Raw genomic sequence first — 25,763 nt, forward strand, 5'->3', positions numbered from 1 at the left:
TTTTGGTCCAGATTTTGTGCGATTCGGGCGGGGACGACGATTCGGTCGAGAGAGAAGGCGCCGGGAAACGATGCTCAGGCGACGCCACCGAGGAGGGTCCCGACGGTGTAGGCGACGCCAGCGGCAGTCATGCCGACGACGAACATCTCGACCCCGTTGACGGCCCATCGCCGGCTCGTCACGAGGCTTCGACTCGCTCCGACGGCGAAGAACGCGAATCCGGTGAATGCGATCGAGAGGGGAAAGGTGGCGCCGAGTTCGAAGAGGTACGGGATCAGCGGTGCCCATCCAGCGACGACGAAGGCGAGAAACGTGACAGACGCCGTGCGTCGCGGTGACTTCCCGTCGCCAAGTTCCGTCGGCGGAACTCGGTCGCTCTCCCGGACGGAGCGACGGTAATCGAGGTCCGACCGACGACTGAGGTAGTTGCTCATCCCCATGGAGAACCCGTCGGCGAACAGGTTCGCTGCCCCCAGAATCAACACGATAGATGGGTTCAACGCGGCTCCGGCCACGCCCGAGACGACGGCGAACGTCGTGACTATCCCGTCGTTGGCGCCGTAGATCACTTCGGCGAGGTACTGCCCAGACGGTTCGACGTCGTCGCCGAGAATGTGTTCTATCATCTGTCACGTACTGGTTCACCGCCTCTCGACTAAGTATCCGTGGTCGGGTACTACGTCGGGACTCGCGATTTCACGCTCTCGACCCGGCGAGCGATTACGGGAGGGCGCACTCACGTTCCGTTCGATGGCCCTTCCCGCTCTCGGCGAGCGCGTGGCGAAGCTGTAGCGACGAGACGAACAGGCACGAAACCGAACATCTTCCCCCGAACGCACACAACCTGAGAGCGCGAAAACACAGTGTCGGACGCACCACCGACACGGTTCTGGCCCGGTCTGTCTCTCGCACTCATTTTTCACCGCTTCCAAACTCGTTACGAGTTCCACATCCGATATGCTTATCCCGTTCTCTCGCAAATTTCCGTCCATGGCAACCACATCGCGGGCCGTCGGCTACGACGAACTCGCGACGTTGAAGCTGCTGGCCCTCGACGGCGCGCTCGAGGGCCGGGAGAAGGCGTCGTGTGCGGACATCGCCGACCGGCTCGACGCCTCGAACCAGACCGCCTCGCGCCGACTGCAGCGCCTGGAGGAGGCGGACCTGATCGAACGCGACATCGTCAGCGACGGCCAGCAGATCGCGATTACGGAGGTCGGCGAGGCCGCGCTCCAGCGGGAGTACGCCGACTATCAGCGCATCTTCGACCGCGGCGTCGGCGTCGACCTGGGCGGCATCGTCACCTCCGGGATGGGCGAGGGACGCCACTACATCACCCTCCCGGGATACATGGAGCAGTTCGTCGAGAAACTGGGCTACGAACCGTTCGCCGGAACCCTCAACGTGGACCTCCTCGACGAGAGCGTGCGCAAGCGCGCCCGAATGAGCGCGTTCGACCCCATCACTATCGAGGGATGGGAGGACGAGGAGCGCACCTACGGCCCGGCCTACTGCTACCCAGCCAGCGTCGTCGGCGGCGACGGCGAGTACGAACCGGCCCACGTCATCGCCCCCGAGCGCACCCACCACGGCGAGGACCAGCTGGAGGTCATCGCGCCGGAGAAACTCCGCGAGGTCCTCGACCTGGCCGACGGCGACGAGGTGACTGTCCATGTCGACGAGCAGTGACGTGAGCAGTGCGGAATCGGTCGACGACGCCGTCGAGGCGTTCCGGCGAGGCGAGCCGGTGCTGGTCCACGACGCCGCCGACCGCGAGGGCGAGACCGATCTCGTCTATCCCGCCGGGAGCGTCACGCCCGAGGCCGTGGCTCGCATGCGCAACGACGCCGGCGGGCTCGTCTGCGTCGCTCTGTCGGACGCCGTCAGCGAGGCGTTCGACCTCCCGTTCGTCCAGGCGGCCGTCGACCACCCGCTCACCGACGACCACCAGCTCTCCTACGACGACCGCTCGTCGTTCTCGCTGACGGTCAACCACCGTGACACCGAGACGGGGATCACCGACGCCGAGCGGGCGCTGACGATCACCGAGCTGGCTGCCGCGAGCGAAGATCCAGACGCCGAGGCGTTCGCCACCACGTTCCGTGCGCCCGGCCACGTCCACCTGCTCCGGGCCGCATCGTCGCTGGCCGAGCGCCAGGGTCACACCGAACTCGGCATCGCGCTCGCTGCCGCTGCCGACCTGCCCCCCGCCGTCGTCGTCTGCGAGATGCTCGACGACGAGAGCGGCGCCGAGTTGCCCCCGGCGGCGGCCCGGGCCTACGCCGACCGCCACGGCCTGGTGTACGTCGAGGGCGCCGCCATCGCCGAGCGGTTCGCGTAACCGACCGACCGAGACGGGAAAGCCTTTACTTTCCCGATCCGAACTCTCCCTCACTACCCTCCACTATGGACTCGTATCCTCGTAGCACGGTTCTCCGTGGAACCGCCGCGGTCGTCGTCGTCGCGCTCCTCGTGGCCTGTGCCGGGCTGACGCTGGCGTACGAACCGCCCCAGCTCGGCGCCGGGACGATCAAGGACCCGGCGGACGGCACGACCGCAGTCGCCGTCCAGGGCTTCCACTTCCAGGGCGAAGGGAGCGAGAAGAAGCCTGCGCGACTGCTGCGCGTCAACGAGACCGGCGGGATCACCGAACTGGCCAACGGGACCGACCGCGGGGTGAACTGGTTCTACGACGTCGACCCGCTGGACGACGGCAACCTGCTCGTCACCTCGACGGTCCCCGGCGACACCGTCGCCTACGAACTGAACCCCGAGACCGGCGAGCGCGTCTGGGAACAGCGCTTCGACGCCGAGGACACCCACGACGTGGCGATGCTGAACGAGCACGAACTCCTCGTCGCGAACATGCGCAACACCCCCGAGGACGGCGGGGTGAGCAACGACCGGCTGTTCGTCTACAACCTCACCACGGACGAGGTCGTCTGGGAGTGGTACTTCAAGGACCACTACCCGCACGACCTGGACAACGGCGCGAACAGCGACGACTGGAGCCACGTCAACGACGTCGACCAGATCGAGGAGGGACGCTTCCTCGTCTCGCCACGTAACTTCGACCAGGCAATCGTCGTCAACCGCTCGACGAAGGAGATAGAGATGCGCCTCGGCGAGGACGGCAACCACTCGATCCTCGAGGAGCAACACAACCCCGACTACCTGGAGTCGGAGGACGGGACGCCGACGATGCTCGTCGCCGACAGCGACAACGACCGCATCGTCGAGTACGAGCGCGACTGCGGCGACGCCGACCCGGGCCTCGGCGCCGGCACGCCGCCGGAGGAGTGTCACTGGGATCTGGTCTGGGAACTCGGCGAGGACCAGTTCAACTGGCCCCGTGACGCCGACCGCCTGCCGAACGGCAACACGCTGATCACCGACTCGCTGAACCACCGCGTCGTCGAGGTCACCCCGCAGGGCGAGGTCGTCTGGGAGGCCCGGACGCCGTGGGGTCCGTACGACGCCGAGCGGGTCAAGTACGGCCCCGAGTCCAACGGCCCGACGATGCGCGACCAGGGGGTCAACGGGAGCTTCCGGCTCCAGGAGGCGAACTCGACCAACGCGACGGCCGGCATCGGCAGCACCGGGACCGAGGGGACGAGCTTCCCCGAGTGGATCCAGCGGACGACCGCCGGCTGGCCCGGTGAAGCCGCCTTCGACGAGTTCGCGGAGACCTGGGAGGGCGTCTCCCAGTGGGTCAAGCCCGTCTGGATGGCGCCCTGGGGGTTCGTCACGCTCGTGGGCGCGCTCGTCCTGTCGGTCGGCTGGGTGCTGGCCGAGCTGGTGTACAACCGACGGCGCGTCTACCGTCGGGTGACGTCGCTCCGTTCCGCGCGAACGGAGTGAGCGCTACGGACGGAATGAGCGGCGCGGACGAGCGCGCGGCACTCGCCTTTCGGTGGTGTGTCACGTCGACGCGCGGACCGTCAACACTCTTAACGGTGCCGTCCAATGGGCAGGATATGAGTTTCGACGACGGTGACGCGAGGGCTCACTGGGGACAGCATCGCATGACGACGGCCCAGACATTCCGGGGGTGGACGGCGTGAGCGAGCGCCCGGAGATGTTCGAAGGGGTCGACACCGTCTGGCAGGACGGTGAGTTCGTCGACTTCGAGGACGCGACGACGCACGTCCTCACCCACGGCCTGCACTACGGCACGGGCGTCTTCGAGGGCGTCCGGTGTTACGACACGGCCAACGGCCCGGCTATCTTCCGCTGGGAGGAGCACCTCCAGCGCCTCTACGACTCGGCGAAGGTGTACGACATCGAGATCCCGTTCGAACAGGCGGAGCTCTCCGAGGCGACGCTGGAACTCATTCGCCGGGAGGAGCTACAGTCCTGTTACATTCGGCCCATCGCCTACTACGGCTACGGCCCGCTCGGGCTGAACCCCTCGAAGTCGCCCGTCGAGACCGCCATCGCGGTGTGGCCCTGGGGCGCCTACCTCGGCGAGGAGGCCCTGGAAGAGGGCGTCGACGTCGCCATCTCCTCGTGGCGCAAGCACGCCTCCAGCCAGATCCCGACGAACGCGAAGACGACGGGCGCGTACGTCAACAGCGTCCTCGCCAACCTGGAGGCGACGGGTAACGGGTACACCGAAGCCATCGTCCTCAACAAGGAGGGCAACGTCGCCGAAGGTCCGGGCGAGAACATCTTCCTCGTCCGCGACGGCGAGATCCACACCCCCGGCCTCGCCGAGTCCATCCTCGACGGCATCACCCGCCAGTCAGTGATCGACCTGGCCGAGGACCTGGGCTACACCGTCCACGAGGGCGCCACCATCTCGCGGGGCGAACTGTACACCGCCGACGAACTGTTCTTCTCCGGGACAGCCGCGGAGGTCACTCCGATCCGCAGCGTCGACGACAACGAGATCGGTGCGGGTACCAAAGGCCCCGTCACCGACGAGATCCAGACCCGCTTCTTCGACGTCCTCGACGAGGCGCCCGAGCAGTACGACGACTGGTTCACCTACGTCTAACTGGCGAGCAGTTCTTCGATTCGAGTCCGGTCGCGAGAAACAACTACCGCGCCGTCAGTCGTCGTCGGCGTCGTCGGCTCCTACGCCGATGGTCATCGGCGGGGTGTCGTCGTCCGTGTCACCGAACCCGGCCGAGAGGATGCGAGTTAGCGCGTCTTCGACGCTCTCCTCGATCTCCTCGTAGTTCTCGGGCTCGACCTCGATGACGTAGCCGCTGGTGATGTTCGGGGCGGTCGGCAGGAACAGCAGGTCGCGCCCGTCCGGCGTGGACTTGCCGGTCTTGAACGCCGTCATCCGCATCCCGTTCCAGGGCTCGAGTTTCACCGGCGCCTGAAGGTCCTCCGTCCCCGAGACGGCCGTCTCGACGGCCATCTTCGAGGCGTTGTACACCACCCGCAGCCCCGGGAGCTGGTTCATCAGTTCGTCGAGTTTGCCCTCGGCGTAGTCGCCCATCGCCGTCCGCATTAGGTAGCCGATGGAGAACACCAGCAGGATGAACACGGACAGCGTCGTCATCACGCGCACGAAGGTGAGGAACCAGGCGCTGTTGACGAGCATCGACGGGAGGTTCAGGTCGCGGAGCGTTCCCGTATCGATGACGAGCGAGAACGGCGCGCCGGCGAGGATACCGTAGAGGTACGCGAGGACGTACAGACTGACGAGTATCGGCAGGAGGATGATGAGACCGCTCGCGAAGTCTCGTTTCCACGAGGTCGCCGCCATGTCAATCAGATTTCGCTCCCCTGTTATCAGCCCTTTCCTTTCGCGCGCCGCGGGGACGAACCACGCGAGCGACGGGAGCGCGGCCCGCAAATTCGCCGAAAACGACGGCCATTAGCCGCCGGAGCCGAAACCCTCGCCAGTGACCGAGTGGCTGGTTGACCTGCTGGCCGGGACTGTCCTTCCCAGAGTGGCCAGTATCGGCGTCCTCGTCGCTATCGGGGTGCTGCTGGCGAACCTGGCGGTCTCGTTCGGGCTGGTCGACCGCGTCGCCGCGCTCTCGCGGTACCTCACCGAACCGGCCAACCTCCCGAAGGAGGTGGGGACGGCCATCCTCGCGACGACGGCGTCGCCGACGGCGGGCTACGGCATGCTCGCCGAGTACCGCGAGTCCGGGGTGCTGGACGACCGCGCGACGCTGGTGGCCGTCACCATCAACACGTTCTTCGGCTTCGCCCAGCACATCTTCACCTTCTACGCGCCCGTGTTGATCCCTATCCTCGGGCTGGAGGTCGGCCTGCTGTACGTCGGATTCCGGGCGGCCATCGCGCTGGCCATCACGCTCGTGGGCATCCTCGCGGGCCGACTCCTCCTCTCCGGCGGGAACGTCGACGCCGCCGCGATTCCGGACGTCGAAGGGCCGAACGGGACTGACGGCGACGAGGGCGACGACGGCCCGAGGACGGCCCGCGGGAAGGTCCGGGAGGCGGTATTGAGCACGGGCGACAAACTCCGTTCGATACTGCCCCGGCTCCTCGTGGTGTACGTGCTCGTTGCCGTCCTGATCGAAAGACAGGACGCCGTCTCCGCGTTCCTTGAGGCCACGGTCGGCGTGTCGATCCCGGGCCTCGCCGCGCCCGTCGAGGCGCTGGCGGGCCTCGTCGGGCTGCCCGGCGCCGCCGTCCCGGTCATCGCGGTGTTCGCTATCGAGACGACCAACGGCGCCATCGTCATCGCGCCGCTGATCGAACAGGGAGTGTTCACCCCGCGACAGGCCGTCGCGACGATGCTCGTCGGCGGCATCGTCTCCTTCGCGGTGTCGACGTTCAAACGGTCGATTCCGTTCCAGTACGGCATCTGGGGCGCGGAGTTCGGATCGAAGGTGATCGCCGTCAACACCGCGCTGAAGGTCGTCTTCATCGGTATCGCCGTGGTCGCGTTGCTGGCGTGACGGCAGCACTGCACGTCGGCGCCAGGGTCCCTACCTGCTGATCTCTGTCCCGTCGGCGCGAATCGCGTTGACGACGAGGCCGAGCATGAGGGAGATGGCGCCCAGGTAGAGACTCGTGAGGATGAGGATGATCCCGCTGAGGACGCCGTAGATCGCGTAGCTGGCCGCGTTGGCGGCGTAGACCTGGGCGACCGTCAGCAGTATCGTCCACCCCAGCGCCCCGATGAACGCGCCGGGGACGGCCTCGACGAAGCGGGTCACCTCCCGGGAGGGGACGGTGTACATCGGAAGGAAGGCCACGGTCAGCGCCAGGAGCAAGACGGCGTGACCGACGAACGCGAACGGCGACCCCGTGGGAAGCAGCGCGAAGGTGACGCTCGTGAGCGCGATGAGGACGATGGCGATGGCGAGCGACCCCAGGATGCTGGCCGCGGCCCGCAGCTGGTGGCGGAACGGGTCGCCCTCGCGCTCCTCGACGCGCTCGACGGCGGTCTGGAAGCCCAGGACGACGTTCGCCCCGCCCCAGGCGATGACGACCACCGCGAAGACCGCCGCGCCCGCTCGCCCGGACGCGGCCGTCAGCCCCTCGTAGACGAGCGCCTGGGCTTCGGGCGTGAGAAAACGCGGCGTCGTGCTCTGGAGGTCACTCGCGAGTGATTCACCCAGGACCGCAAGGACGAGCACCGCCAGGGGGAGAAAGGAGACGAAGGCGTAGTAGGCCATCGCCGCCGCGGGATACTTGACGTCGTGGTCGTCCGCGGTCCGGAGGACGGTCAACACTGCAGTCAGGACGCCGGGGAGGCGTGACATGTGGCGGGGGTGGGAGAACCGGGCGGGTTTCGTCGGTCGCGCTCGCAGCGTTACTTCTCGGCGCGTTCGCTCGCGAGTTCGACGTCCTGCTTGGCAGCGACGCGCTCCAGGATCTCCCTGGCGCGCTCAGCGCTCACGTCGTCGACGAGGCAGTCGACGAAGTCGGCGAGGACGTCCGGGCGGACCTGCAGGTCGACGTACTCGACGCGGCCGTCGACGACGACGGCGTCGAGGTTCCACTCGCCGGCCGCCGGGTCGGTCATGCGAATGTCGACCCACTCGTCGTCCGGGCGATCCGTTCCGTTCTCACTCGGCGACCGGTCTGCGTCGTCGGGGTCCGTGAACACGTCGTCACTCATTCGTGAATTGGTGTACGATAGCAGGCTGCATAAACCTCCGTTTCGGGTGCAGACGGGCGCGCCGGGTCGGTCGTTCGCGGGAACGGCTCTCAGACGCCCTCGGGGTGGGGGTCGGAGATGACGACCGCCTTGCCGTCGACGGCCGTCTCGCCGTCCGCGTCCGCCACCGTGGTCGTCAGCCGGAAGCGGCGGTTGCCCAGCTCCTCGACCACCTCACACCGGGCGGTCACCCGTTCGTTCAGGTCGACCGGGCCGCGGTAGCTCACCTCCTGTGAGAGGTAGATGGTGAGGCCGGGGAGGCGGGCGAGTGCCGCGCTGATGAGGCCGGCGACGAGCGTCCCGTGGACGATGCGTCGACCGAAGCGCGTCTCCTCGGCGTACGCTTCGTCGAGGTGGAGCCGGTTCGTGTCGCCCGAGGCCTCGGCGAAGGTCCGGACGTCGCTCTCGGAGAGCGTCTTCGTGAACGTGACGTGGTCGCCGACGTCGATGCCGTCCTCGGTGCCGTAGCTCTCGAAGTCCCACTCCTCGTCCTCGTAGGCCGTGTCCGGGCGCGTGAAGGGTTGGCGATCGTGGCGGGGGACGGACTCGCCCGCCGTCCAGGTGCCGCGGGGGACGTAGTCGGCGACGTCCGTCGTCGTGACGATGCCGACCAGCGCCCCGTCTTCGAGTACCGGCAACTTCTCGACGTCGTGGGCCCGCAGGGACTCGACGGCCGCTTCCACGGTGGCGTCGGGGTCGACGGTCACCAGGTCCTCCGACATCACGTCCCCGACGGTGAGTGCGTCCGTGTCTCCGCGGGCCGCCGCCACTGCGACCACGTCGCTCTCGGTGATGATCCCCACTGGCTCGCCACCGTGGACGACGACGAGCGATCCGACGTCTCCGTCGCGGAGCCGTTCTGCCGCCTCGACGACGGCCGCTTCTGGCGATATCCGTTCGACGGGCGACCGCATTATCTCCCGGACCGGCGTCGGTACGAGCATCTCTGGTCTAGTCGTTGACTGGTACCCATTTGACTGTTTGTGCGATCGGCCCCGGTCAACGCGACACTCGCGCCACCGGGTCGCCAGGTTTGTAGGCCGGCGCGGCGCAGGTGCGGTATGGACCGCCGACGCCGCCGACGGCGCCGCCACACGCTGGTGCTCCTGGTCACGCTCGCCGTCGCGCTGTCGGGCTGTGGCGCGGTTTCGGTCCCCACCGAGGGGCCGCCGAGCGGCCCGGACGTGACGGCCAGCCCGGCCGCACCGAACGCGACGGGCGATCCGGGCGTCCCTGCCGACGGCGACAGCCGGGCGGCAACAGTGACGCGAGTCGTCGACGGCGACACCGTCGAGGTCAGCTATCCCGACGGCTCGACGGACGCCGTCCGGCTGGTCGGCGTCGACGCCCCCGAGACCCGCGGCGAGACGAACCCGGCGGAGTTCGAAGGCGTGCCCGACAACGAGTCCGGGCGGGCCTGCCTCGCCGACGCGGGTGACCGGGCGTCCACCACCCTGACCGAGTGGGTCGACGGGGCCGACGTCACCCTCGTCGTCGACCCCGAGACCGACACGCGGGACCAGTACGACCGCCTGCTCGCCTACGTCGTGCGGGACGACGCGAACCTGAACTACCAGCTCGTCGCCCGTGGGTACGCCCGCGTCTACGATACCTCGTTCACTCGCGCCGATTCGTTCTACGCCGCCGAGTCCGATGCCCGGCAGGCCAGTCTCGGCGTCTGGCAGTGCGCCGACCCCGCGTCCCGGAGCGCGAGCGACGGTCTCGACGTCCGCGTCGTCGCGGACGCACCCGGCAACGACAACGAGAACCTCAACGGCGAGTTCGTCGTCCTGACGAACGACGGTGACGAGTCCCTGGATATCGGCGGCTGGACGGTCGGCGACGAGGCCGGCCGCGAGTACACCTTTCCGGACGGCGCGTCGGTCGCTGCCGGGGGCTCGGTCCGGCTCTACTCCGGGTCCGGGACCGACAACGAGACCGCTTACTTCTGGGCCGCGAACGGCGCCGTCTGGAACAACGACGGCGACGCGGTGACCGTGCGGAACGAGGACGGGGCCGTCGTCGCCCGGGAGTCGTACTGACCGGACTGACTTCCCAGTTCTCGCCGACCGCACAATCCATGCGTCTGGGTACCAAAGATCGTGCCGTGGTGTACGCGCTCGACCGCCTCGAACCACCGCCGCGAGCCGTCGACTGGAGCCTCGCGGCGACTATCGCCGTCCTCGTCGGGACGGGGCTCTACAGCCTCGTCGTCGGCGATCCGAGCGGTGCGTGGGTGTTCGACGTCCACGCCGTCGCGGCCTTCGCGCTCGTCGTCCTGCTGGCCTTCAAGCTTCGCCGGGTGGCCACCCGCCTCCGCCCAAACAGGCTCACGCGCGTGCGCTTCGTCTCTATACTCCTCGCTCTCACCGCTCTCGGTGCGCTCGGAACCGGACTCTGGTGGGCGTTCGGCGGGTCGGTCCGGGTCGGCCCGTGGGGACTCCTGATGGTCCACATGACCCTCGGCGTCGCGGTGCCGGTCGTTTTGCTCTGGCATCTCCGCCACCGCTATCACTCGCCCGCCGGGGCCACGCACCAGGGCCGACGGACCGCGCTACAGTACGCCGCCGTCGTCGGGCTGAGCGCGCTGGCCTGGCGCGGCCAGCGGGCGGCCAACGACCTGCTCGACACGGCTGGTTCGGACCGGCGGTTCACCGGCTCCCGCGAGGAGGGCAGCGGCGAGGGGAACGCCTTCCCGGTGACCAGCTGGGTCGCCGACGACCCGACCCCCGTCGACGTCGAGGACTGGGAACTCCGGGTCGACGGACTCGTCGACGACCCCGCGACGCTCGGCGTGGACGACCTGGGGCTCGGTGACGAGACGGCCGACGACGAGCGGGGCGATCTGGCGACCGACGCCGAACGGCGCGCGGTGCTCGACTGCACCAGCGGCTGGTACTCCGACCACGACTGGCGCGGCCTGGCCGTCGGTGACCTGCTCGACGCCGTGGAACCGACCGACGACGCTCGCTGGGTCCAGTTCCGCTCGGTGACGGGCTACCGCTGGTCACTCCCCGTCGAGGAAGCCCGGGAAGCGCTACTGGCGACCCACGTCGACGGCGAACGGATCAGCCACGACCACGGCTTTCCGATGCGACTCGTCGCGCCCGGCCGGCGCGGCTTCCAGTGGGTCAAGTGGGTGACCGACGTCCGGGCGACGAGGCGACGTGATTTCAGTGAGTCCGTCGCTATCTTCGTGAGCGGGTTCGAGGAGTGAAGTTCGGCTCGGCCGGGAGCGCGTTTCATCGCGCGACCCACCGAAAGACTCGGCACACCTCGTCTTTCGAGCCCACACTCGCTTCGCTCGCGTGGAAGGGGAAGGGCAGGGCTGCGGTGCTGTGCCTGGTGGATGAAAGGGCGAGCGGCGGTCGAACCCTCCCGGGCGACGCAAGCACCTACTGGAGCGCAGCGAGCCCCGGAGTGGTCGAGCGCCGCGAGGGCTTTCGGGTTGCTCGCACTCCCAGTCGCAGTCCCGGGAGACGACCCAGAAACAACTCCCCGTCACATCATCGCACGGAGCGTCGCAAATAGCTCGGGTCCGTCGTCGTCGTTCTCGTAGTGGATCGGGACGAACCCGGCCGCACGCGCGCCCTCGACGTCGGACTCGTAGTCGTCGCCGACCATGACGTACTCGTCGGCGTCGAGGCGGTCCCGAATTTCGTCGTAGGGCGCGCCGTCGGTCTTGTGGCCGCCGACGTCGTAGGAGACGATCACTTCGTCGAAGTACTCGGTCAGCCCGTGGTGGTCCAGTTTGGCTCGCTGCCAGTCGCCGACGCCGTCGGTGACGACGGCGAGGGTGGTGTGATCGTCCGCGGCGAGTTCGGCCAGGCACGCCCGGGCGGCGTCGGGGACGAACGACGCCGCGTACTCTGCTTCGCGGATGGTCGCGACCAGTTCGTCGTGGTCCAGTTCGGGCTCCACGTCCGGGTGGTCGGCGAGGGCCGCGACGCCGGTGTCGTAGGGGTCGGCCTCCAGCGCGTCGAACGCCGCGAAGAAGGCCTCGTCGTAGGCGTCGAGGTGTCCGTCGTCGGTGACGGAGAGGTGCTGATCGAACGCTTCGGCGAGGATGCGGTCGTACGCCCGGTCGAAGTGGACCAGGGTCCCGTCGAGGTCGAAACAGACGACGGTGTCGGTGGCCATACCGGGCGGTCGGGAGTCGAAGACAAATGGGTTGCGACGGGCAGGGACGGGACAGCAGCGTTAGCGCTGGCCGCCAGGGCGGCTGCTCACCCGTCGAGGTCGACCGGTTTGCCTTGCTCCGTCGGCGGCGCGACGTGGTCGATGAACTCCTCGGCGGAGGGCTCGTTCACGCGCACGCGGACGTGGATGTCGCCCAGTTCGGCGGGGTCGCCGACGGCGAAGTTGATCCGCTCCTCGAAGGCCGCCTGTTTCTTCAGGTCGAAGGCGATGGTGTCGCCCGCCAGTTCGTCGAAGAACACCGACCGGGCGGTGTCGAGGATCTCGAAGCGGTGGAGGAGTTCCGAGAAGTGGTCCATGTCGTGGGTCTCGGCCAGCAGCTCGCCGTGGCGGAACTCGGGGTCGGCGTTCGGGAAGAGGTTCGTGATGGCGTCGGCGACCCGGTCGGTCACCTCGGTGTCGGCGACGGGGGCCGTTATCTGAACGTCGATCTGGTAGATGGTGGTCATTGCTGGAGAGCGCGAGTGGTTGAATCGAGCGCGGTCATTGTCACTGGCTGTACTGGCTCCGGTAGGCGGCGACGCCCTCGGTCAATAGTGTCCGGATCCGGGCACGGAAGGTGTCGAGGCTGTCGGTGTTGTCGATACTGACGTCGGCGCGGTCGATGGCCTCGCCCATGCCGAAGCCGAGTTCGCGCTCGTCGCGCTCCTCGAGGGATTCGCCGCCCTCGTCGCTACCCTTGTCGCGGCCGCGCTCGTCGATGCGGTCCGCGCGCACGTCGAAGGGAGCCTCGATGCTGACGAGCGCGAACTCCCCGTCGAAGGCCGCCTCGAACTCGTCGACTTCGACGCCAGAGCGGACGCCGTCGACGAGGACGACGTCGCTGTCTTCCAGTGCGTCCTCGATCAGCGGCAGCGAGCGCTCGGCGATGGCCGCCGGGCCGTTCTCCTCGCGCAGCGCCTGTGCGACCTGGCCGTGGTGCGTCGCCGGGTCGAGGTCGCGGTCGCGACACTCCGCGCGGATGACGTCGCCCATCGTCACGACGGGGACGTCGAGTTCTGCGGCGACGTTCGCGGCCTCGCCCTTGCCGCTGCCGGGCAGGCCGACCGTCGCGATGACTGTCATTGCCACTTCGTTGTCCCACGCCGCGCTTAAGGACTACGTTCGGCCAACGCTTTGTGGATGGCCGCCGTACCACCACTATGGCACAACGATCGTTCCCGGTTCGCGCCCTCTGGTTCGTCTTCGTCGGCTGGTGGCTCACGCCGATACTCGTCAACGTCGCCTGGTTCTGCAACGCGACGATCCTCCTGATCCCGGTCGGGATCAAGCTGACGAACCTGGTGCCGACGGCGCTCACGCTGGCCGAACCCCGGTCGCTCGAGGACCCCGATTCCGCCCGCGGGCAACAGTCGCTCGCGGTGCGTGCGGTCTACTTCGTCTTCGTCGGCTGGTGGCTCTCGTGGCTCTGGGCAAACGCCGCGTCGTTCCTGGCGATAACCATCGTCGGGCTCCCGGTCGCTATCTGGATGTTCAACCGGCTCCCCTACGTCACGTCGCTGTACCGGTTCCACGGGTGAACTGGCCGTCGCTCCCACCGGCGTCCCCGTAAGCCCGACGCGTCGCGTCGTGCGCGACGCGTCCTACTTCTCCCGAACGACCACGAACTCCGCCAGGTCACGGAGGTACTCCATCGCCTGCGAATCCGGCGCGTCGACGGTCGAGAGCGCCTCCAGGGCGGCGTCGGACTCGGCGCGGGCCCGCTCGTTGGCCTCCTCGGGCGCCAGGCCGGTCACCTCCACGAACGAGGGCCGTTCCATCTCGGCGTCCTGGCCGGCGGGTTTGCCGAGTTTCTCTGAGTCGGCCGTCGCGTCCAGCACGTCGTCGCGGATCTGGAAAGCGACGCCGACGCGCTCGGCGTAGGTGCCGAAGGCCTCGACGGTGTAGGCGTCGGCGTCGGCGGCGATGGCGCCCAGCTCCGCGGCGGCACGAAAGAGCGCGCCGGTCTTCCGGCGGGCCAGTTCCATGTATTCGTCCTCCGAGGCGGGCTGGGCGACGAGTTCCGTCGCCTCCCCCTCGCCGAGTTCGACCATCGCCTCGGAGACGGCCTGCATCGCGCGCTCGTCGGCCGAGAACAGCCCGAACGCCTCGCCGAGCAGCCCGTCGGAGGCGATGATCGCCGGCCCGTGGCCGTACTCGGCCCACGCCGAGGGCGTCCCCCGCCGGACGTCGGACTCGTCGATGATGTCGTCGATGACGAGCGAGGCGTTGTGGACGAGTTCGATGCCGACGGCGTAGTCTGTGGCGTCGGTCGGCTCGCCGCCCAGTGCCTCACAGACGAGGACGGTCACCGTCGGGCGAACGCGCTTGCCGCCCGCGAGCGTGACGTGCCGGACCTGGTCGGCGAGCTCGCCGGGCTCGACGCCGTCGAGCACCTCGACCAGGCGGTCCTCCACCTGGTCCCGGCGCCGTTCCAGGTATTCCATGTGGCGTGGCTTTGGGAGAGGTGGGCAAGTAGCTGACGGATGCGGTCGTGGGTGCGCTATGGCCGGTGATCGCAATCGTCTATCCCTCGCACGGTGTTGGCTCGCACCACGATGGGTGGTCGAAGGCCGCGGATCGGGCTTTACCCGGAGAACTCCTCGGTGAGCGCCGGAACGACGTCGAAGAGGTCGTCGACGATGCCGTAGTCGGCGATGTCGAAGATGGGCGCGTTCGGGTCGGTGTTGATGGCGACGATGGTGTCGGCGCCCTTCATTCCGGCGACGTGCTGGACGGCCCCGGAGATGCCGATGGCGAGGTAGACGTCCGGCGTGACGACCTTGCCGGACTGACCGACCTGGCGGTCGGCGGGGAGCCAGCCGTTGTCGACGATCGGTCGGGACGCCGAGAGCGTCGCGCCGAGGGCGTCGGCCAGGTCGCGGACGAGGTCGAGGTTCTCCTCTTCCTCGATGCCGCGGCCGACCGAGACCAGGACGTCGGCGTCAGTGATGTCGACGTCGCCGCTGACGGCCTCCTCGAACCCGGTGACCGTCGAACGGACCTGTGACTCGTCGATCGTCGCGTCGAACGCCTCGATGCTGGCCTCGCCGTTCCCGTCCGCGGGCGGCCACTCGCCGGGCCGGACCGTCACGACGGCGCGGTCGGCGTGGACGTCGACGGTCGTCTCCACCTTCGAGCCGTACAGTTCGCGCGTCACCGTCAGGTCGTCGCCGACGGCCAGGTCGACCGCGTCGGTGACCAGCGGTCGGTCGAGCCGGCTCGCCACGGCGGGGGCGTAGTCCATCCCGTTGACGGTGTGGGCCAGGAGGAGGACGGTCGGGTCGACGGCGTCGACCAGCTGTTCGACCGCCTGGACGGAGACGTCGTGGTTGAACTCCGCACCGGCCTCGACGGTGTGGACGACGTCGACGCCCGGTCGGTTCAGTCGATCGCCGTACTCCGCCGTGTCGCCGCCGACGACGGCTACGTGGAGCTCGCTGTCGGTCTCGGCCGCGAGGTCGTACCCGGCAGCGACGAGCTGGTCGCTCACGTCCCGGAGTTCGCCGCGGCGGTGTTCCGCGACGGCGAGGACCGTCACTGGCCCACCCCCTTCTCCCGGAGGAGGCCAGCGAGTTCACCGGCCGTCTCCTCGGCGCTCCCCTCGAACAGGGCGGCCTCGCCCTCGGTCTCGGGTTCGTACAGCGCCGTCTGTTCGATGGGGCTCTCGAGGGCGTCGGGACCCAGCCCGAGGTCGTCGAGCGATTTCACGGCGAGGTCCTTGCTCTGGGCCTGGCGAATCCCGCGGAGGCTGGCGTACCGCGGGTCGTTGATACCGGTCTGGATGGTCAACACCGCCGGGAGCTCGACGTCGGTAATCTCGTCGACGCCGCCCTCGAGTTCGCGGTGGACGTGCGCCACACCCTCGTCCGCACTGAGATCCAGCTGGTTGACGACCGCTGCCCACCCCATATCGAGCCGTTCGGCCAGCGAGACGCCGGTGGCGCCCAGGCTGTCGTCGCCCGACTGCACGCCGGTCAGGACGAGGTCGGGGTCTTCCTCCTCGGCGACGGCACCGAGCAGGCGTGCTTTCGTCGCCGGGTCCAGCATGCTGGCCTCCGCCAGTCGGTCGTCCCAGACGCGGACGGCCCGGTCGGTGCCCTTGGCCAGCGCCTGCCGGATGGTCTCCTCGGCGCGCTCCGGGCCGATGGTGACGGTCACCACCTCCACGTCGTCGACGTCCTCGGCGATGGTGACGGCCTCCTCGACAGCGTACTCGTCCCACTCGTTGAGGTCGTAGGTCACGTACCGGTCGTCGATCGAGAGCCCGTCGATCTCGAACTCGTCGTCGACGACGGTCACCTCCTTGACCGTGACAAGAATTTTCACACCAGACGTGGGGCCGGCGGGCGAATAAACGTTTCCGAACTCTCACCCACGTGACATCGGTTTCCCGCCGTCGTGTCCCGAACGTCCGGCGGCAGGTCTCAGTCCTGGTCGAATTCGGTGACGTCCTCGTCCGGGAAGGAGATGAGGTTCTCGCGACCGATGCGGAGTTTGTTTATCGCCCCGTCGTCCTCCATCGTGGAGAGCAACTGGGACACCTTCGCGTTCGACCAGCCCGTCTCCTTGACGATACTCGCCTGTTTCATCCGGCCGCCGTTGGCCTCGAGGAGCCGTTCGACGCGCTCCTCGTCGCTGAGCAGTTCCTCGTCGACGTCGTCGTCCGGTTCGGTTTCCTCGGTGGTCGGTTCGACGGTGCCCGTCGTGGCCGTCTCCTCGCCGTCGTCGGTGGACTGCGCCGTCGTGGGCGGCCCCGCCGATGGCGGTTCGGATCCGCCGTCGTTCCCGACCGTGGGCGACGGCAACTCGCCGTTCCGTCGCGTGTAGACGTACGCGCCGACGGCGATGATGCAGAGACTGACGAGGAAGAGCCCTTCCAGGAGGAATGCTTCGGGGCCTTCTGGGCCCGGACCGTCCGGCGAGGCGTCTCCGCTGAAGACGATTTCCATGTATCCGGGGTCGAACTGTTCCGGCCCGTACCAGTGGAGACTGGTCGTGTCTTCGTAAGAGAACTGGGCGCCGTCGGGCGCGTTGTGGAGCCCGTATCCCTCTGGTAGCTGTATCGCCAGTTCCTGGCTCTCGGTCAGCCCGTCGAGCCAGGTGCCCCGTGTCGTGTTGAACGCGTCGTCGACGACCATGTGGTCACCTTCCTCGCGCGCGAAGTTGGTCCAGGTGAAGCGAAGAGTGAACGTGGAGCTGTTGACGTCGCTGGTGAACCGTTCGTCGGTGACGTTCATCTGGCGGCCGCTCGCCTGGGACGACGCAGCGGCAGCGGCGCGAACTGTATCGAGCCACGGCGGGGTCTTCTGCCCGCTCTCGTACTGGTTCGCCAGGTCGCGGAACGTCGCGTTCTCTTCCTCGGTCGTGGCGTCGAGGCGCGTCCGTATCGTCCAGTCGGCGTCACCGTTCGCTTGCAGCCGGATCTCGATCTGGGTCGTCTCCGGGGGCATCGGCTCCGTGGGCGTCGCCGTCGTCTGGGTCGCGGTGGCGGATCCAGTCGCTGACGGGAGGGACGCCCCGGCGGCCGCCAGCGGCGCGACGGCCACCGTGAGCGCGAGGAGGGCGAGGAGGGCGGGACGGAACCGGGCGGACATCTCTCTGTGGAGATTCCAGTGCCCGGGAGGAAAACCCTTTCCATCCGCAAATAAAACGTCAGCGGCCGTTTTAAAACGTCTTCACTCCTCTCGGGTGTCCGCTCGGGGTAGACAAAGAGGTGGGTTTTTGGTGATACGTCCTGTAACCACTCGCAAATGCGTCGAAGTTCCGTCCTACTGGTCTCCCTCCTCCTCCTCGTCGGCGGCGCCTTCGCACCACTGGGTGCCGGCGCCGACGACGCCGCCCAAGCCAGTCCGCTGATCGTGTCGATGGACAACACGTCGAACTACCTCACCGTCCCGGCGAACGAAGTTACGACGACGGGAACGACCGTCGACGGTCTCTCACTCGCGACCGCTATCGACGGCGACACGACCGGGATGCAGAGCGAGTTCATCAGAATCTCCTTCGAGCGATCGTTCGAATCGGCGGCGAACGATACCGAGAAGACTGCTGCGATACGGAACGCCGCCGATAGCGTGGAACGCCGCCAGCAGGCCCTCGAACGCCGTGACAGGGCCGCCGTGTCCGCGTACGCCAACGGATCGATGACCGCGGCCGAGTTCACCCGCGAACGGGCCCGGATCCACCGGGCGGCCGCAAAGCTACGGACGACGATCCAGCACGTCGACACCGTCGCTCGCGCCGACGACAACTACTCCCCCTCGGCGAGAATGCGCGTCAGACTGGCGGATATCGGTGGCGAACTCGAGGTACTCCAGGGACCGGCGAGCGAACACGTCAGCCGGGCCGCGAGCGGGGAGACGCCCGGCCAGATGATCTACGCCGAAACCTCCGGTGAGGGGTACACGCTGGCCTACGTCACCGACGACTCCTACGTGCGCGAGACGTACCTCGGAGCCGAGCGAGACGAGAACGCGACGGACGCCTTCACCGAAGCCGACGTGCCCCGCGGCAACGCCGCCCGGCTCCGCGGCTACGAACTGTACCCGTGGGTCACGAACCACTCGCTCTCCCCCGCCATCCAGGGACTAGGACGGACCGGCATCTACCGGTTCACGGCGGACTTTACCGACGGTGAACTGACCGCGTACATCGACGGCGGCACGACGAACGTGTTCCGCGAGTCCCAGCGCCACAAACTCTCGGCCATGCCGGTCAGCAACACGATAACCGCCCACAACGACTCGCTCGACATGCGCGTGAACAAGACCTACGAGAGCGGCCCACTCCACGTCGACCTCTCACACAACGAGACATCCGTCCCGGCGAACGCGACGGTCACGGTCAACGGCGAACCGGTCGGCCACACCGGATCCGACGGGAGTCTCTGGCTCGTCGAACCCCGTGGACCCGACCGGATCACCGCTACTACCGAGGACAACGAAACCGTGAGCGTCTACCTCCCCGACTGAGGGCGGGCATTCATATACGATGAGGGCGCCAGCGCCGCCATGGGCCGCGCCGTGGCGCCCGTCGTCGGGGTCGCTCTCCTCCTAGCGATTACTGTGCTGGCTGCCTCTGCCGTCGGGACGGCGGCGCTCCTGCTCGAAACACCCGACGAACCCACCAGCGCCGCGGTGTCGCTGTCGGTCGACGCCGATACCGACCGCTTCCGCTTCACGCACCGCGGCGGCGAGACGCTAAACGTCAGTCGCCTCTCCCTCTCGGTCACGGTCGAGGGGACGCCGCTCGCCGAGCAACCGCCGGTCCCCTTCTTCGCAGCGACGGGCTTCGTGAGTGGTCCGACGGGACCGTTCAACAGCGGTGGCGACACGCGCTGGCGCGCCGGCGAGACCGCCGGATTCAGGCTCGCCTCGACGAACTCACCGGCGATCGACGAGGGCGACCAGGTGACTGCTCGGATCGCGCGGGAGAAGCAGACTATCGTTGTCGTGCGGTCGCGGGCCGGTTAGTTCTCGGGAACCTGCGCGTGCGTCGTAATCGCCCGCGGGCTCCCTGGTCGAGACTGCTGGATGTGGTGGCGCCAGCTGTCGAAGCCCGCCTCGTGGAACATCCGGTCGGCCTCCTCCTCGTCGTAGAACAGCATGATGGCGTCGGCGAGCTTCTGGAACACCGTCTGGTTGGGGTAGTCGGGGCCGACGATCAGCACCTGGCCGCCCGGCCGCGTCACGCGCCGGCACTCCCGCAGCGCGACGACGGGGTTGGGCCAGTACTCGATGGAGCCCGAGGACCAGACGACGTCGAAGGAGTCGTCGTCGAAGGGGAGGCGCTCGGCGTCGCCGCGGCAGAACTCCACCGGCCCGTCCGTCCCGAACTTGCCGACGGCCCGTTCCAGCTGGTGTTCACTCTGGTCGAGGCCGTGGACCTGGTCGACGTGTTCGAGTAACCCCTCTGTGGCGAAACCGGTGCCACACCCCACGTCGAGGACGTCGTCGTCCGGCTCCAGCCCCAGCAGCCCGATGGCCTCGTCGCGCATCTCCTCGTTCCAGATGAACGGGTTCACCCGGTCGTACACCTTCGAGAGATATTTGTAGAACGTGCGCGCGCGAGACTTGTCTTCGAGCACTCCCATTGCTACGGGCGATTTCGAGGGGTCGGGCATTAACTCCGGGGATTTCGGTCTGGGGGCTGTCGGGCTTCGACAGCCTCATTCTCAGCTCCGCTCACTCCGTTCGAGCTTCGGGCTGCTCGCGGGTCACTTCGTTCCCCGCTCGCTATAACCTGGTTCTTCGCTCCGTTCGCGACCAAGCTTCTCACGGCTCCCTCCGGTCGCCGTTCGCTATAACCTGGTTCTTCGCTCCGCTCAGAACCAGGCTGCTCGCGGGTCGCTGTCGCTCCCCGCTCGCTTTTCGTGGGCCTCTCACTTCGTTCGAGCCCCACCCAACTTCGCAACTACCAAATAGCCCCTAGAGCAACCATACACCGATTAGAAAATGCCACGGCCAGAAGTTCTCGATCGGATTACCGAGGCCGAACAGGAGGCCGACGAGATCGTCGAAGCGGCCGAGCGCGACCGCGAGGAACGCATCGCGGAAGCCCGGGAAGAGGCCGACGCGATCCGCCAGGAGGCCCGCGAGGAAGCCGAGGCAGCCGCGGAGGACCGCCTCGAGTCCGCTCGCGAGGAGATAGCGGCCGAGCGGGAACAGATCCTCGAGGAGGGCGAGCAGGCCCGTGCGGAACTCGAGGACCGGGCCGCCGGCGAGACCGAGGCGGTCGTCGAGTACGTCACGGACCTGTTCGAGGAGGCGGTACATGCTCAGACCTGAGCAGATGAGCCGCGTCTCGGTGACGGGCTCACGTCGGGTCATGGACGACGTCATCGAGACGGTCCACGGCCTCGACCTGCTGCACGTCACCGAGTACGACGGTGCCTGGGAGGGCTTCGAGCCCGGTGACCCGGTGGAGGGCGCCGACGAAGCCGCCGAAAAGCTCGTCACCGTCCGGTCGCTGCAGTCCATCCTCGACGTCACCGAGGAGGACGCGGGACCGGTCCAGCTCGTCGACGACGAGGCCATCGACGGGGAACTGGAGGAGATTCGCCAGGACGTCAACGAACTCGACGACCGCCGCGGCGAACTCGAGGCCGAACTGCGCGACGTCGAGGACGAGATCGACACGATGGAGCCGTTCGTCGATCTCGGTATCGACCTGGACCTGCTCCGGGGCTACGACACGCTCGCCGTCGCCGTGGGCGAGGGCGACCCGGACGACGTCCGCGATACGTTCGCGGCGAGCGACGTCGACCAGTACGAGGTCTTCGCAGAGGAGTCGGTCATGGCCGTGTTCGCGCGGACCGACGAGGCGACCCTCCAGGACGTCCTGGTCGGCACGAACTTCTCGGAACTCGACGTTCCCGACAGCGACCGGGACCCCGAGTCCTATCTCGACGAGCTTCACAGTCGAGAGCGGGAACTCGAGGCCAACCTCGACACCGTCGAGCAGCAACTCGAGGACAAGCGCATCGAGGTCGCCGGCTTCCTGCTGGCCGCCGAGGAGCAACTCGCCATCGACGTCCAGAAGCGCGAAGCACCGCTGACCTTCGCGACGACGGAGAACGCGTTCATCGCGGAGGGGTGGATTCCCACCGAGGAGTTCGGTGCGTTCCGCTCGGCCGTCGAGGCCGCGGCCGGCGAGGCCGTCGACGTCGACGAGCTCGAACGCGCCGACTACACCGACCACGGGCACGCCGAATCCGTCGAAGAAGTCGGCGATTCCGGTGGCGAAGGGCCGGCCGGCGAACGGTCGGCACACCCGGCGGAGGACCGCCCGCAGGCGGAAGAGGACTCGGACTCCCAGGAGGCGGTCGCCGACGGCGGCCGACCGGCCGGCGCGACGACTGCAGGCGCTGGTGGTCTCGTCCGGATGGGTCACGGCGGTCCGCCGACGGTCCAGGACAACCCCGGTCCGGTCAGGCCGTTCGAGTCGCTCGTCGAGGTCGTCAACCGACCCAAGTACTCGGAACTCGACCCAACGGTCATCCTGTTCCTGACGTTCCCGGCCTTCTTCGGGTTCATGATCGGGGACCTCGGATACGGGCTCCTCTACATGGGGATCGGCTACTGGCTGACGAAGTCCTTCGACAGCGATATGATCCGCAGTCTCGGTGGCGTCGCGCTCTGGGCCGGCGGCTTCACGGCGCTGTTCGGTATCCTCTACGGGGAGTTCTTCGGGCTGCACCAGCTCGGCGGCATCCTCTGGGACGGCCACCCGCCGATCCACAAGGGGCTCCAGCCGCACTACCTGTACTACGCACAGGCCTGGCTGCTGGTGAGCGTCGTCGTCGGCATCCTGCACATGGTGATCGGCTGGTCGTTCGACTTCGCCGAGAACCTCGAGCACGGCTTCGTCGACGCGCTGACCGAGAGCGGCTCGTGGATCATCGCGACCGTCGGGCTCTGGCTCTGGGTGTTCAGTACCATGGCGACCGTCGCCAAACCGCCGTTCATGTTCGAGGTCTTCAGCAGCGGCGAGGGCGCCGCGCTCCCGCTGGGCTTCACCGGCTTCTCCCCGACTGTCGGGATGGCCGGTATCGGCATGTTCGTCGCGGGCGTACTGATGATCGCCTACGCGGAGGGTCCCGGGCTCGCGCTGATCGAGTCGATCACGCAGTGTTTCGGCCACGTCGTCTCCTACACGCGAATCGCGGCCGTCCTGCTGGCGAAGGCGGGGATGGCCCTGGCCGTGAACCTGCTGGTGTTCGGTGCGTACCAGCACAACGGCGAGTTCCACCTCATCTTCTTCAACGGGATGCCGGAAGACCCGAGCTGGGTCATCTTCTCGGGGCTCCTCAACAGCAGCGACCCCGTGATGTTGATCGTGGGCGGCATCTTCGGCATCATCCTGCTCGTCCTCGGCCACCTGCTCGTGCTGGTGCTTGGGATCACGTCCGCTGGTCTGCAGGCCGTCCGCCTCGAGTACGTCGAGTTCTTCGGCAAATTCTACGAGGGCGGCGGCACGGCCTACGACCCGTTCGGCTACGTCCGCCAGTACACGACCGAGGACTGAGGGCGACCCGAGCGGACCGCTGACGGTCGACCGCGGCCTCGAACTGGGGTCGCGGTCGGGCATCGTTACTGCCGTGTTCACCACGCCGAGCGCCGAGCGAAAACGGCAGATCAGGCCCGCGGTCAACTGTTTTGAGAAGCTTTATGAGTACGCTACGGCCACATACGCCTGTTCGGAAAGCTACCCGGATTACATAAACCATGACTGGAATTAGCGCTGTCCTGGCCGCTGTATTGCAAGCAGAAGGTGCCGCCGCTCCGGCGATCCCGAATGCACCCCTCGCATTCGCCGCCCTCGCGGTCGGTCTGGCGGCCATCGGGGCCGGTTACGCCGAGCGTGGTATCGGCGCCGCCGCGGTCGGTGCTATCGCGGAAGACGAGAGCATGTTCGGCCGTGGACTCATCCTGACAGTCCTGCCGGAGACCATCGTCATCCTGGCACTGGTCGTCGTGTTCCTGACGCTGGGATAACTCCTTCCGTACATCATTTATGAGTTTAGACACAGTCGCAGAGGACATTCGAGACGAGGCCCGCGCGCGTGCGGAGGAAATACGCGCCGAGGCGGAGGACCGCGCCGACGAGATCGTCGCGGACGCCGAAGCCGAGGCCGAAACGATCCGAAGCGAGCGGTCGGCCGAAGTCGAACGCGAGATCGAGCAGGAGCGCGAGCAGTCGCTCTCGAGCGCGAAACTCGAGGCCAAGCAGAGCCGGCTCGAGGCCCGCCGTGACCTCCTCGAGGAGGTCCGTGAAGACGTCGAGGCGGCCGTCGCCGGTCTCGAAGGCGACAAGCGGGAGACGCTGACCCGCGAGCTGCTCGACGACGCCGCAGACGAGTTCGACGGCGGCTCGGTTCGGGTCTTCGGCCGCGCCGAGGACAAGGAGCTCCTGGAGTCGATCCTCGCGGACTACGACGGCTTCGAGTACGCCGGCGAGTACGACTGCCTCGGCGGGGTCGTCGTCGAGAGTGACGCCTCTCGGATCCGCGTGAACAACACCTTCGACTCGGTGCTCGACGACGTCTGGGAGGACAACCTCCGCGACGTCAGCGAGCGATTGTTCGAAGAGCAATGAGCACGGGAGTCGACGACCGGCGCGGTCCCGGAAACTACGAGTACGTGACGGCGCGCGTCCGGTCGCGTCGAGCGTCGCTGTTCGACGACGACGACTACCGCAAGCTGGTCCGCATGGGGACGGGCGAGATCGCCCGCTTCATGGAGGACACCGAGTACAGCGAGGAGATGAACGCGCTGGGGTCGCGGTACTCCGGCGTCGACCTCATCGAGTACGCGCTCAACCGGAACCTCGCCAAGCACTTCGAGGACCTGCTGCGCTGGTCGGACGGGCGGCTGTACGACTTCATCGCCCGCTACCTGCGCAAGTTCGACGTGTGGAACGTCAAGACCGTCATCCGCGGGGTCTACTCCGGCGCGACGGCAGAGGAGATATCGGACGACCTCATCCGCGCCGGTGAGATACCGGGAGACCTGCTCGACCGCATCGCGCAGGCGGACACGATCGAGGCGGTCGTCGAACTGCTCGCACCGACCGTCTTCGGTGACGCGCTCGAGGCGGCCTACGCGGACTACGAGGAGACCGACGTCCTCGTCCCGCTCGAGAACGCCGTCGACCGCGCGTTCTACGAGCCGCTGTTGAGCGGCCTCCCGCAGGTACAGGAGGTCGACTCGCCGACGGGGCTGTACGTGGAGTTCCTCACCGCGGAGATCGACTTCCGGAACCTCCGGAACGCGCTCCGGCTCGCACGGAGCGGGGCGGAGATCGACCCGGCGGAGTACTTCATCGACGGCGGGAAGCTGTTCGACAGGGCGACCGTCGAGGGGCTCGTCGCGAACCGCGAACAGCTGATCGCGACGGTCCGAGACAGCCGCTACGGCGACGAGATCGACGACGCGCTCGACGACCTCGAACAGGCAGACGACCTCATCCAGTTCGAGCACGCGCTGGACGCGGCGCTACTCGAGTACGCCGACAAGTTGACTAACCGCTATCCGCTGTCGATCTGTCCCGTGCTCTCGTACGTCCTCGCCAAGGAGCGCGAGGTCGACAACATTCGCGCCATCGCGCGTGGTCGCGAGGCGGGACTCGAACCGGACGAGATCGAACGCGAACTGGTGATACTATGAGCCAGGAGATCGGTGTCGTCGGGAGCCCGGAGTTCACGACCGGCTTTCGGCTGGCCGGCGTGCGGAAGTTCGCCGACGTTCCCGACGCCGAGAAGGACGAACGGATGGACGCAGCCGTCGAGGAGATGCTCGAGGACGACGGCGTCGGCATCGTCGTGATGCACGACGACGACATGGACCACCTCTCGCGAGGGGTCCGGCAGGACGCCGAGACCAGCGTCGAACCGGTGCTGGTGACGCTCGGCGGCGGCGCGGGCAGCGGCGGACTGCGCGACCAGATCAAGCGAGCGATCGGTATCGACCTGATGGAGGAAGACTAA

General features: G+C 67.7%; 29 protein-coding genes. 16 read left to right on the top strand and 13 right to left on the bottom strand.

What is annotated here, in order from left to right; genetic code table 11:
• Positions 1-74 precede the first annotated feature (74 nt).
• The gene (locus BM337_RS03130) at positions 75-626 is read right to left on the bottom strand and encodes a VIT1/CCC1 transporter family protein (protein WP_089813810.1); all 552 of its coding nucleotides are present in this window, start codon (positions 624-626) and stop codon (positions 75-77) included.
• A 364-nt stretch (positions 627-990) separates the two neighbouring features.
• Between BM337_RS03130 and BM337_RS03135 the strand changes: the two genes are divergently transcribed.
• The 4 genes from BM337_RS03135 to BM337_RS03150 all read left to right on the top strand — a co-directional run bounded on the left by BM337_RS03135 (position 991) and on the right by BM337_RS03150 (position 4,999).
• Entirely contained in the window at positions 991-1,689 is a 699-nt protein-coding gene (locus tag BM337_RS03135; RefSeq protein WP_089813812.1) for a DUF120 domain-containing protein, read from the top strand.
• Positions 1,673-2,341, top strand: a complete 669-nt coding sequence (gene ribB / locus BM337_RS03140) for a 3,4-dihydroxy-2-butanone-4-phosphate synthase (protein ID WP_089813814.1) — start codon at positions 1,673-1,675, stop codon at positions 2,339-2,341. Before BM337_RS03135 ends, ribB begins: the two co-directional genes overlap by 17 nt.
• Positions 2,342-2,406: 65 nt before the next feature.
• Positions 2,407-3,861: an aryl-sulfate sulfotransferase gene (locus BM337_RS03145; protein WP_089813816.1), complete on the top strand. Its 1,455-nt coding sequence runs from the start codon at positions 2,407-2,409 to the stop codon at positions 3,859-3,861.
• A 199-nt stretch (positions 3,862-4,060) separates the two neighbouring features.
• Positions 4,061-4,999, top strand: coding sequence for a branched-chain amino acid transaminase (locus tag BM337_RS03150; protein WP_177227119.1), 939 nt, complete (start codon positions 4,061-4,063; stop codon positions 4,997-4,999).
• A 54-nt stretch (positions 5,000-5,053) separates the two neighbouring features.
• On the opposite strand, the gene BM337_RS03155 is transcribed toward BM337_RS03150, so the two are convergent.
• A complete protein-coding gene (locus BM337_RS03155) occupies positions 5,054-5,722 on the bottom strand; it encodes a DUF502 domain-containing protein (protein WP_089813818.1) in 669 nt (222 codons plus the stop codon).
• Between the two features lie 139 nt (positions 5,723-5,861).
• Between BM337_RS03155 and BM337_RS03160 the strand changes: the two genes are divergently transcribed.
• Positions 5,862-6,890, top strand: coding sequence for a nucleoside recognition protein (locus BM337_RS03160; protein ID WP_089813819.1), 1,029 nt, complete (start codon positions 5,862-5,864; stop codon positions 6,888-6,890).
• A gap of 30 nt (positions 6,891-6,920) precedes the next feature.
• Here the strand turns inward: BM337_RS03160 and BM337_RS03165 are convergent, their stop codons facing one another.
• From BM337_RS03165 to BM337_RS03175, 3 genes are all read right to left on the bottom strand, one after another.
• A complete protein-coding gene (locus BM337_RS03165) occupies positions 6,921-7,700 on the bottom strand; it encodes a YihY/virulence factor BrkB family protein (protein WP_089813821.1) in 780 nt (259 codons plus the stop codon).
• Between the two features lie 50 nt (positions 7,701-7,750).
• Positions 7,751-8,059, bottom strand: coding sequence for a hypothetical protein (locus BM337_RS03170; RefSeq protein ID WP_089813823.1), 309 nt, complete (start codon positions 8,057-8,059; stop codon positions 7,751-7,753).
• A gap of 89 nt (positions 8,060-8,148) precedes the next feature.
• Entirely contained in the window at positions 8,149-9,042 is an 894-nt protein-coding gene (locus tag BM337_RS03175; protein WP_089813825.1) for a CBS domain-containing protein, read from the bottom strand.
• 117 nt (positions 9,043-9,159) lie between these two features.
• Between BM337_RS03175 and BM337_RS03180 the strand changes: the two genes are divergently transcribed.
• Both BM337_RS03180 and BM337_RS03185 read left to right on the top strand, forming a co-directional pair.
• Entirely contained in the window at positions 9,160-10,140 is a 981-nt protein-coding gene (locus BM337_RS03180; RefSeq protein WP_089813827.1) for a lamin tail domain-containing protein, read from the top strand.
• A gap of 38 nt (positions 10,141-10,178) precedes the next feature.
• Complete coding sequence (locus BM337_RS03185) at positions 10,179-11,315, top strand: molybdopterin-dependent oxidoreductase (protein WP_089813829.1); 1,137 nt, start codon at positions 10,179-10,181, stop codon at positions 11,313-11,315.
• Positions 11,316-11,599: 284 nt separating this feature from the next.
• Here the strand turns inward: BM337_RS03185 and BM337_RS03190 are convergent, their stop codons facing one another.
• The 3 genes from BM337_RS03190 to BM337_RS03200 all read right to left on the bottom strand — a co-directional run bounded on the left by BM337_RS03190 (position 11,600) and on the right by BM337_RS03200 (position 13,360).
• A complete protein-coding gene (locus BM337_RS03190; protein WP_089813831.1) occupies positions 11,600-12,238 on the bottom strand; it encodes an HAD family hydrolase in 639 nt (212 codons plus the stop codon).
• Positions 12,239-12,324: 86 nt separating this feature from the next.
• The gene (locus BM337_RS03195) at positions 12,325-12,744 is read right to left on the bottom strand and encodes an RNA-binding domain-containing protein (protein WP_089813833.1); all 420 of its coding nucleotides are present in this window, start codon (positions 12,742-12,744) and stop codon (positions 12,325-12,327) included.
• Positions 12,745-12,784: 40 nt separating this feature from the next.
• On the bottom strand, positions 12,785-13,360 hold the full coding sequence (locus BM337_RS03200) for an AAA family ATPase (RefSeq protein ID WP_089813835.1): 576 nt from the start codon (positions 13,358-13,360) through the stop codon (positions 12,785-12,787).
• A 77-nt stretch (positions 13,361-13,437) separates the two neighbouring features.
• Here BM337_RS03200 and BM337_RS03205 point away from each other — a divergent pair, with 77 nt between their 5' ends.
• The gene (locus BM337_RS03205) at positions 13,438-13,815 is read left to right on the top strand and encodes a YccF domain-containing protein (RefSeq protein WP_089813837.1); all 378 of its coding nucleotides are present in this window, start codon (positions 13,438-13,440) and stop codon (positions 13,813-13,815) included.
• Between the two features lie 63 nt (positions 13,816-13,878).
• Here the strand turns inward: BM337_RS03205 and BM337_RS03210 are convergent, their stop codons facing one another.
• The 4 genes from BM337_RS03210 to BM337_RS03225 all read right to left on the bottom strand — a co-directional run bounded on the left by BM337_RS03210 (position 13,879) and on the right by BM337_RS03225 (position 17,871).
• Positions 13,879-14,721 (bottom strand): polyprenyl synthetase family protein, encoded by an 843-nt coding sequence (locus BM337_RS03210; protein WP_089813839.1) that lies wholly within the window; start codon positions 14,719-14,721, stop codon positions 13,879-13,881.
• A 140-nt stretch (positions 14,722-14,861) separates the two neighbouring features.
• Positions 14,862-15,815: an electron transfer flavoprotein subunit alpha/FixB family protein gene (locus BM337_RS03215; RefSeq protein WP_089813841.1), complete on the bottom strand. Its 954-nt coding sequence runs from the start codon at positions 15,813-15,815 to the stop codon at positions 14,862-14,864.
• On the bottom strand, positions 15,812-16,603 hold the full coding sequence (locus BM337_RS03220) for an electron transfer flavoprotein subunit beta/FixA family protein (protein ID WP_089813843.1): 792 nt from the start codon (positions 16,601-16,603) through the stop codon (positions 15,812-15,814). The genes BM337_RS03215 and BM337_RS03220 overlap by 4 nt, the downstream gene beginning before the upstream one ends.
• 98 nt (positions 16,604-16,701) lie before the next feature.
• On the bottom strand, positions 16,702-17,871 hold the full coding sequence (locus tag BM337_RS03225) for a helix-turn-helix transcriptional regulator (RefSeq protein ID WP_089813844.1): 1,170 nt from the start codon (positions 17,869-17,871) through the stop codon (positions 16,702-16,704).
• Between the two features lie 156 nt (positions 17,872-18,027).
• Here BM337_RS03225 and BM337_RS03230 point away from each other — a divergent pair, with 156 nt between their 5' ends.
• Together BM337_RS03230 and BM337_RS03235 are read left to right on the top strand one after the other, a co-directional pair.
• Positions 18,028-19,248: a DUF7094 domain-containing protein gene (locus BM337_RS03230; RefSeq protein WP_089813845.1), complete on the top strand. Its 1,221-nt coding sequence runs from the start codon at positions 18,028-18,030 to the stop codon at positions 19,246-19,248.
• Between the two features lie 39 nt (positions 19,249-19,287).
• Complete coding sequence (locus tag BM337_RS03235) at positions 19,288-19,749, top strand: type IV pilin domain-containing protein (RefSeq protein ID WP_089813846.1); 462 nt, start codon at positions 19,288-19,290, stop codon at positions 19,747-19,749.
• Here BM337_RS03235 and BM337_RS03240 read toward each other — a convergent pair.
• Complete coding sequence (locus BM337_RS03240; RefSeq protein ID WP_089813848.1) at positions 19,746-20,369, bottom strand: methyltransferase domain-containing protein; 624 nt, start codon at positions 20,367-20,369, stop codon at positions 19,746-19,748. The two genes, BM337_RS03235 and BM337_RS03240, sit on opposite strands and share 4 nt — an antisense overlap.
• A 361-nt stretch (positions 20,370-20,730) precedes the next feature.
• On the opposite strand from BM337_RS03240, the gene ahaH reads away from it, so the two are divergent.
• The 6 genes from ahaH (at position 20,731) to BM337_RS03270 (ending at position 25,763) form a co-directional block, all read left to right on the top strand.
• Positions 20,731-21,063, top strand: a complete 333-nt coding sequence (gene ahaH / locus BM337_RS03245) for an ATP synthase archaeal subunit H (RefSeq protein WP_089813850.1) — start codon at positions 20,731-20,733, stop codon at positions 21,061-21,063.
• Positions 21,050-23,302: a V-type ATP synthase subunit I gene (locus BM337_RS03250; protein WP_089813852.1), complete on the top strand. Its 2,253-nt coding sequence runs from the start codon at positions 21,050-21,052 to the stop codon at positions 23,300-23,302. Before ahaH ends, BM337_RS03250 begins: the two co-directional genes overlap by 14 nt.
• A 200-nt stretch (positions 23,303-23,502) precedes the next feature.
• Positions 23,503-23,772 carry a hypothetical protein gene (locus BM337_RS03255; RefSeq protein ID WP_089813853.1) on the top strand — a complete coding sequence of 90 codons (270 nt, stop codon included), beginning with the start codon at positions 23,503-23,505 and terminating at the stop codon, positions 23,770-23,772.
• A 19-nt stretch (positions 23,773-23,791) separates the two neighbouring features.
• Positions 23,792-24,373, top strand: a complete 582-nt coding sequence (locus BM337_RS03260; protein WP_089813855.1) for a V-type ATP synthase subunit E — start codon at positions 23,792-23,794, stop codon at positions 24,371-24,373.
• Positions 24,370-25,443 (top strand): V-type ATP synthase subunit C, encoded by a 1,074-nt coding sequence (locus BM337_RS03265; RefSeq protein ID WP_089813857.1) that lies wholly within the window; start codon positions 24,370-24,372, stop codon positions 25,441-25,443. The genes BM337_RS03260 and BM337_RS03265 overlap by 4 nt, the downstream gene beginning before the upstream one ends.
• Entirely contained in the window at positions 25,440-25,763 is a 324-nt protein-coding gene (locus BM337_RS03270) for a V-type ATP synthase subunit F (RefSeq protein ID WP_089813859.1), read from the top strand. The genes BM337_RS03265 and BM337_RS03270 overlap by 4 nt, the downstream gene beginning before the upstream one ends.

It is taken from the genome of Halomicrobium zhouii (genome assembly GCF_900114435.1).
GTDB lineage: Archaea > Halobacteriota > Halobacteria > Halobacteriales > Haloarculaceae > Halomicrobium > Halomicrobium zhouii.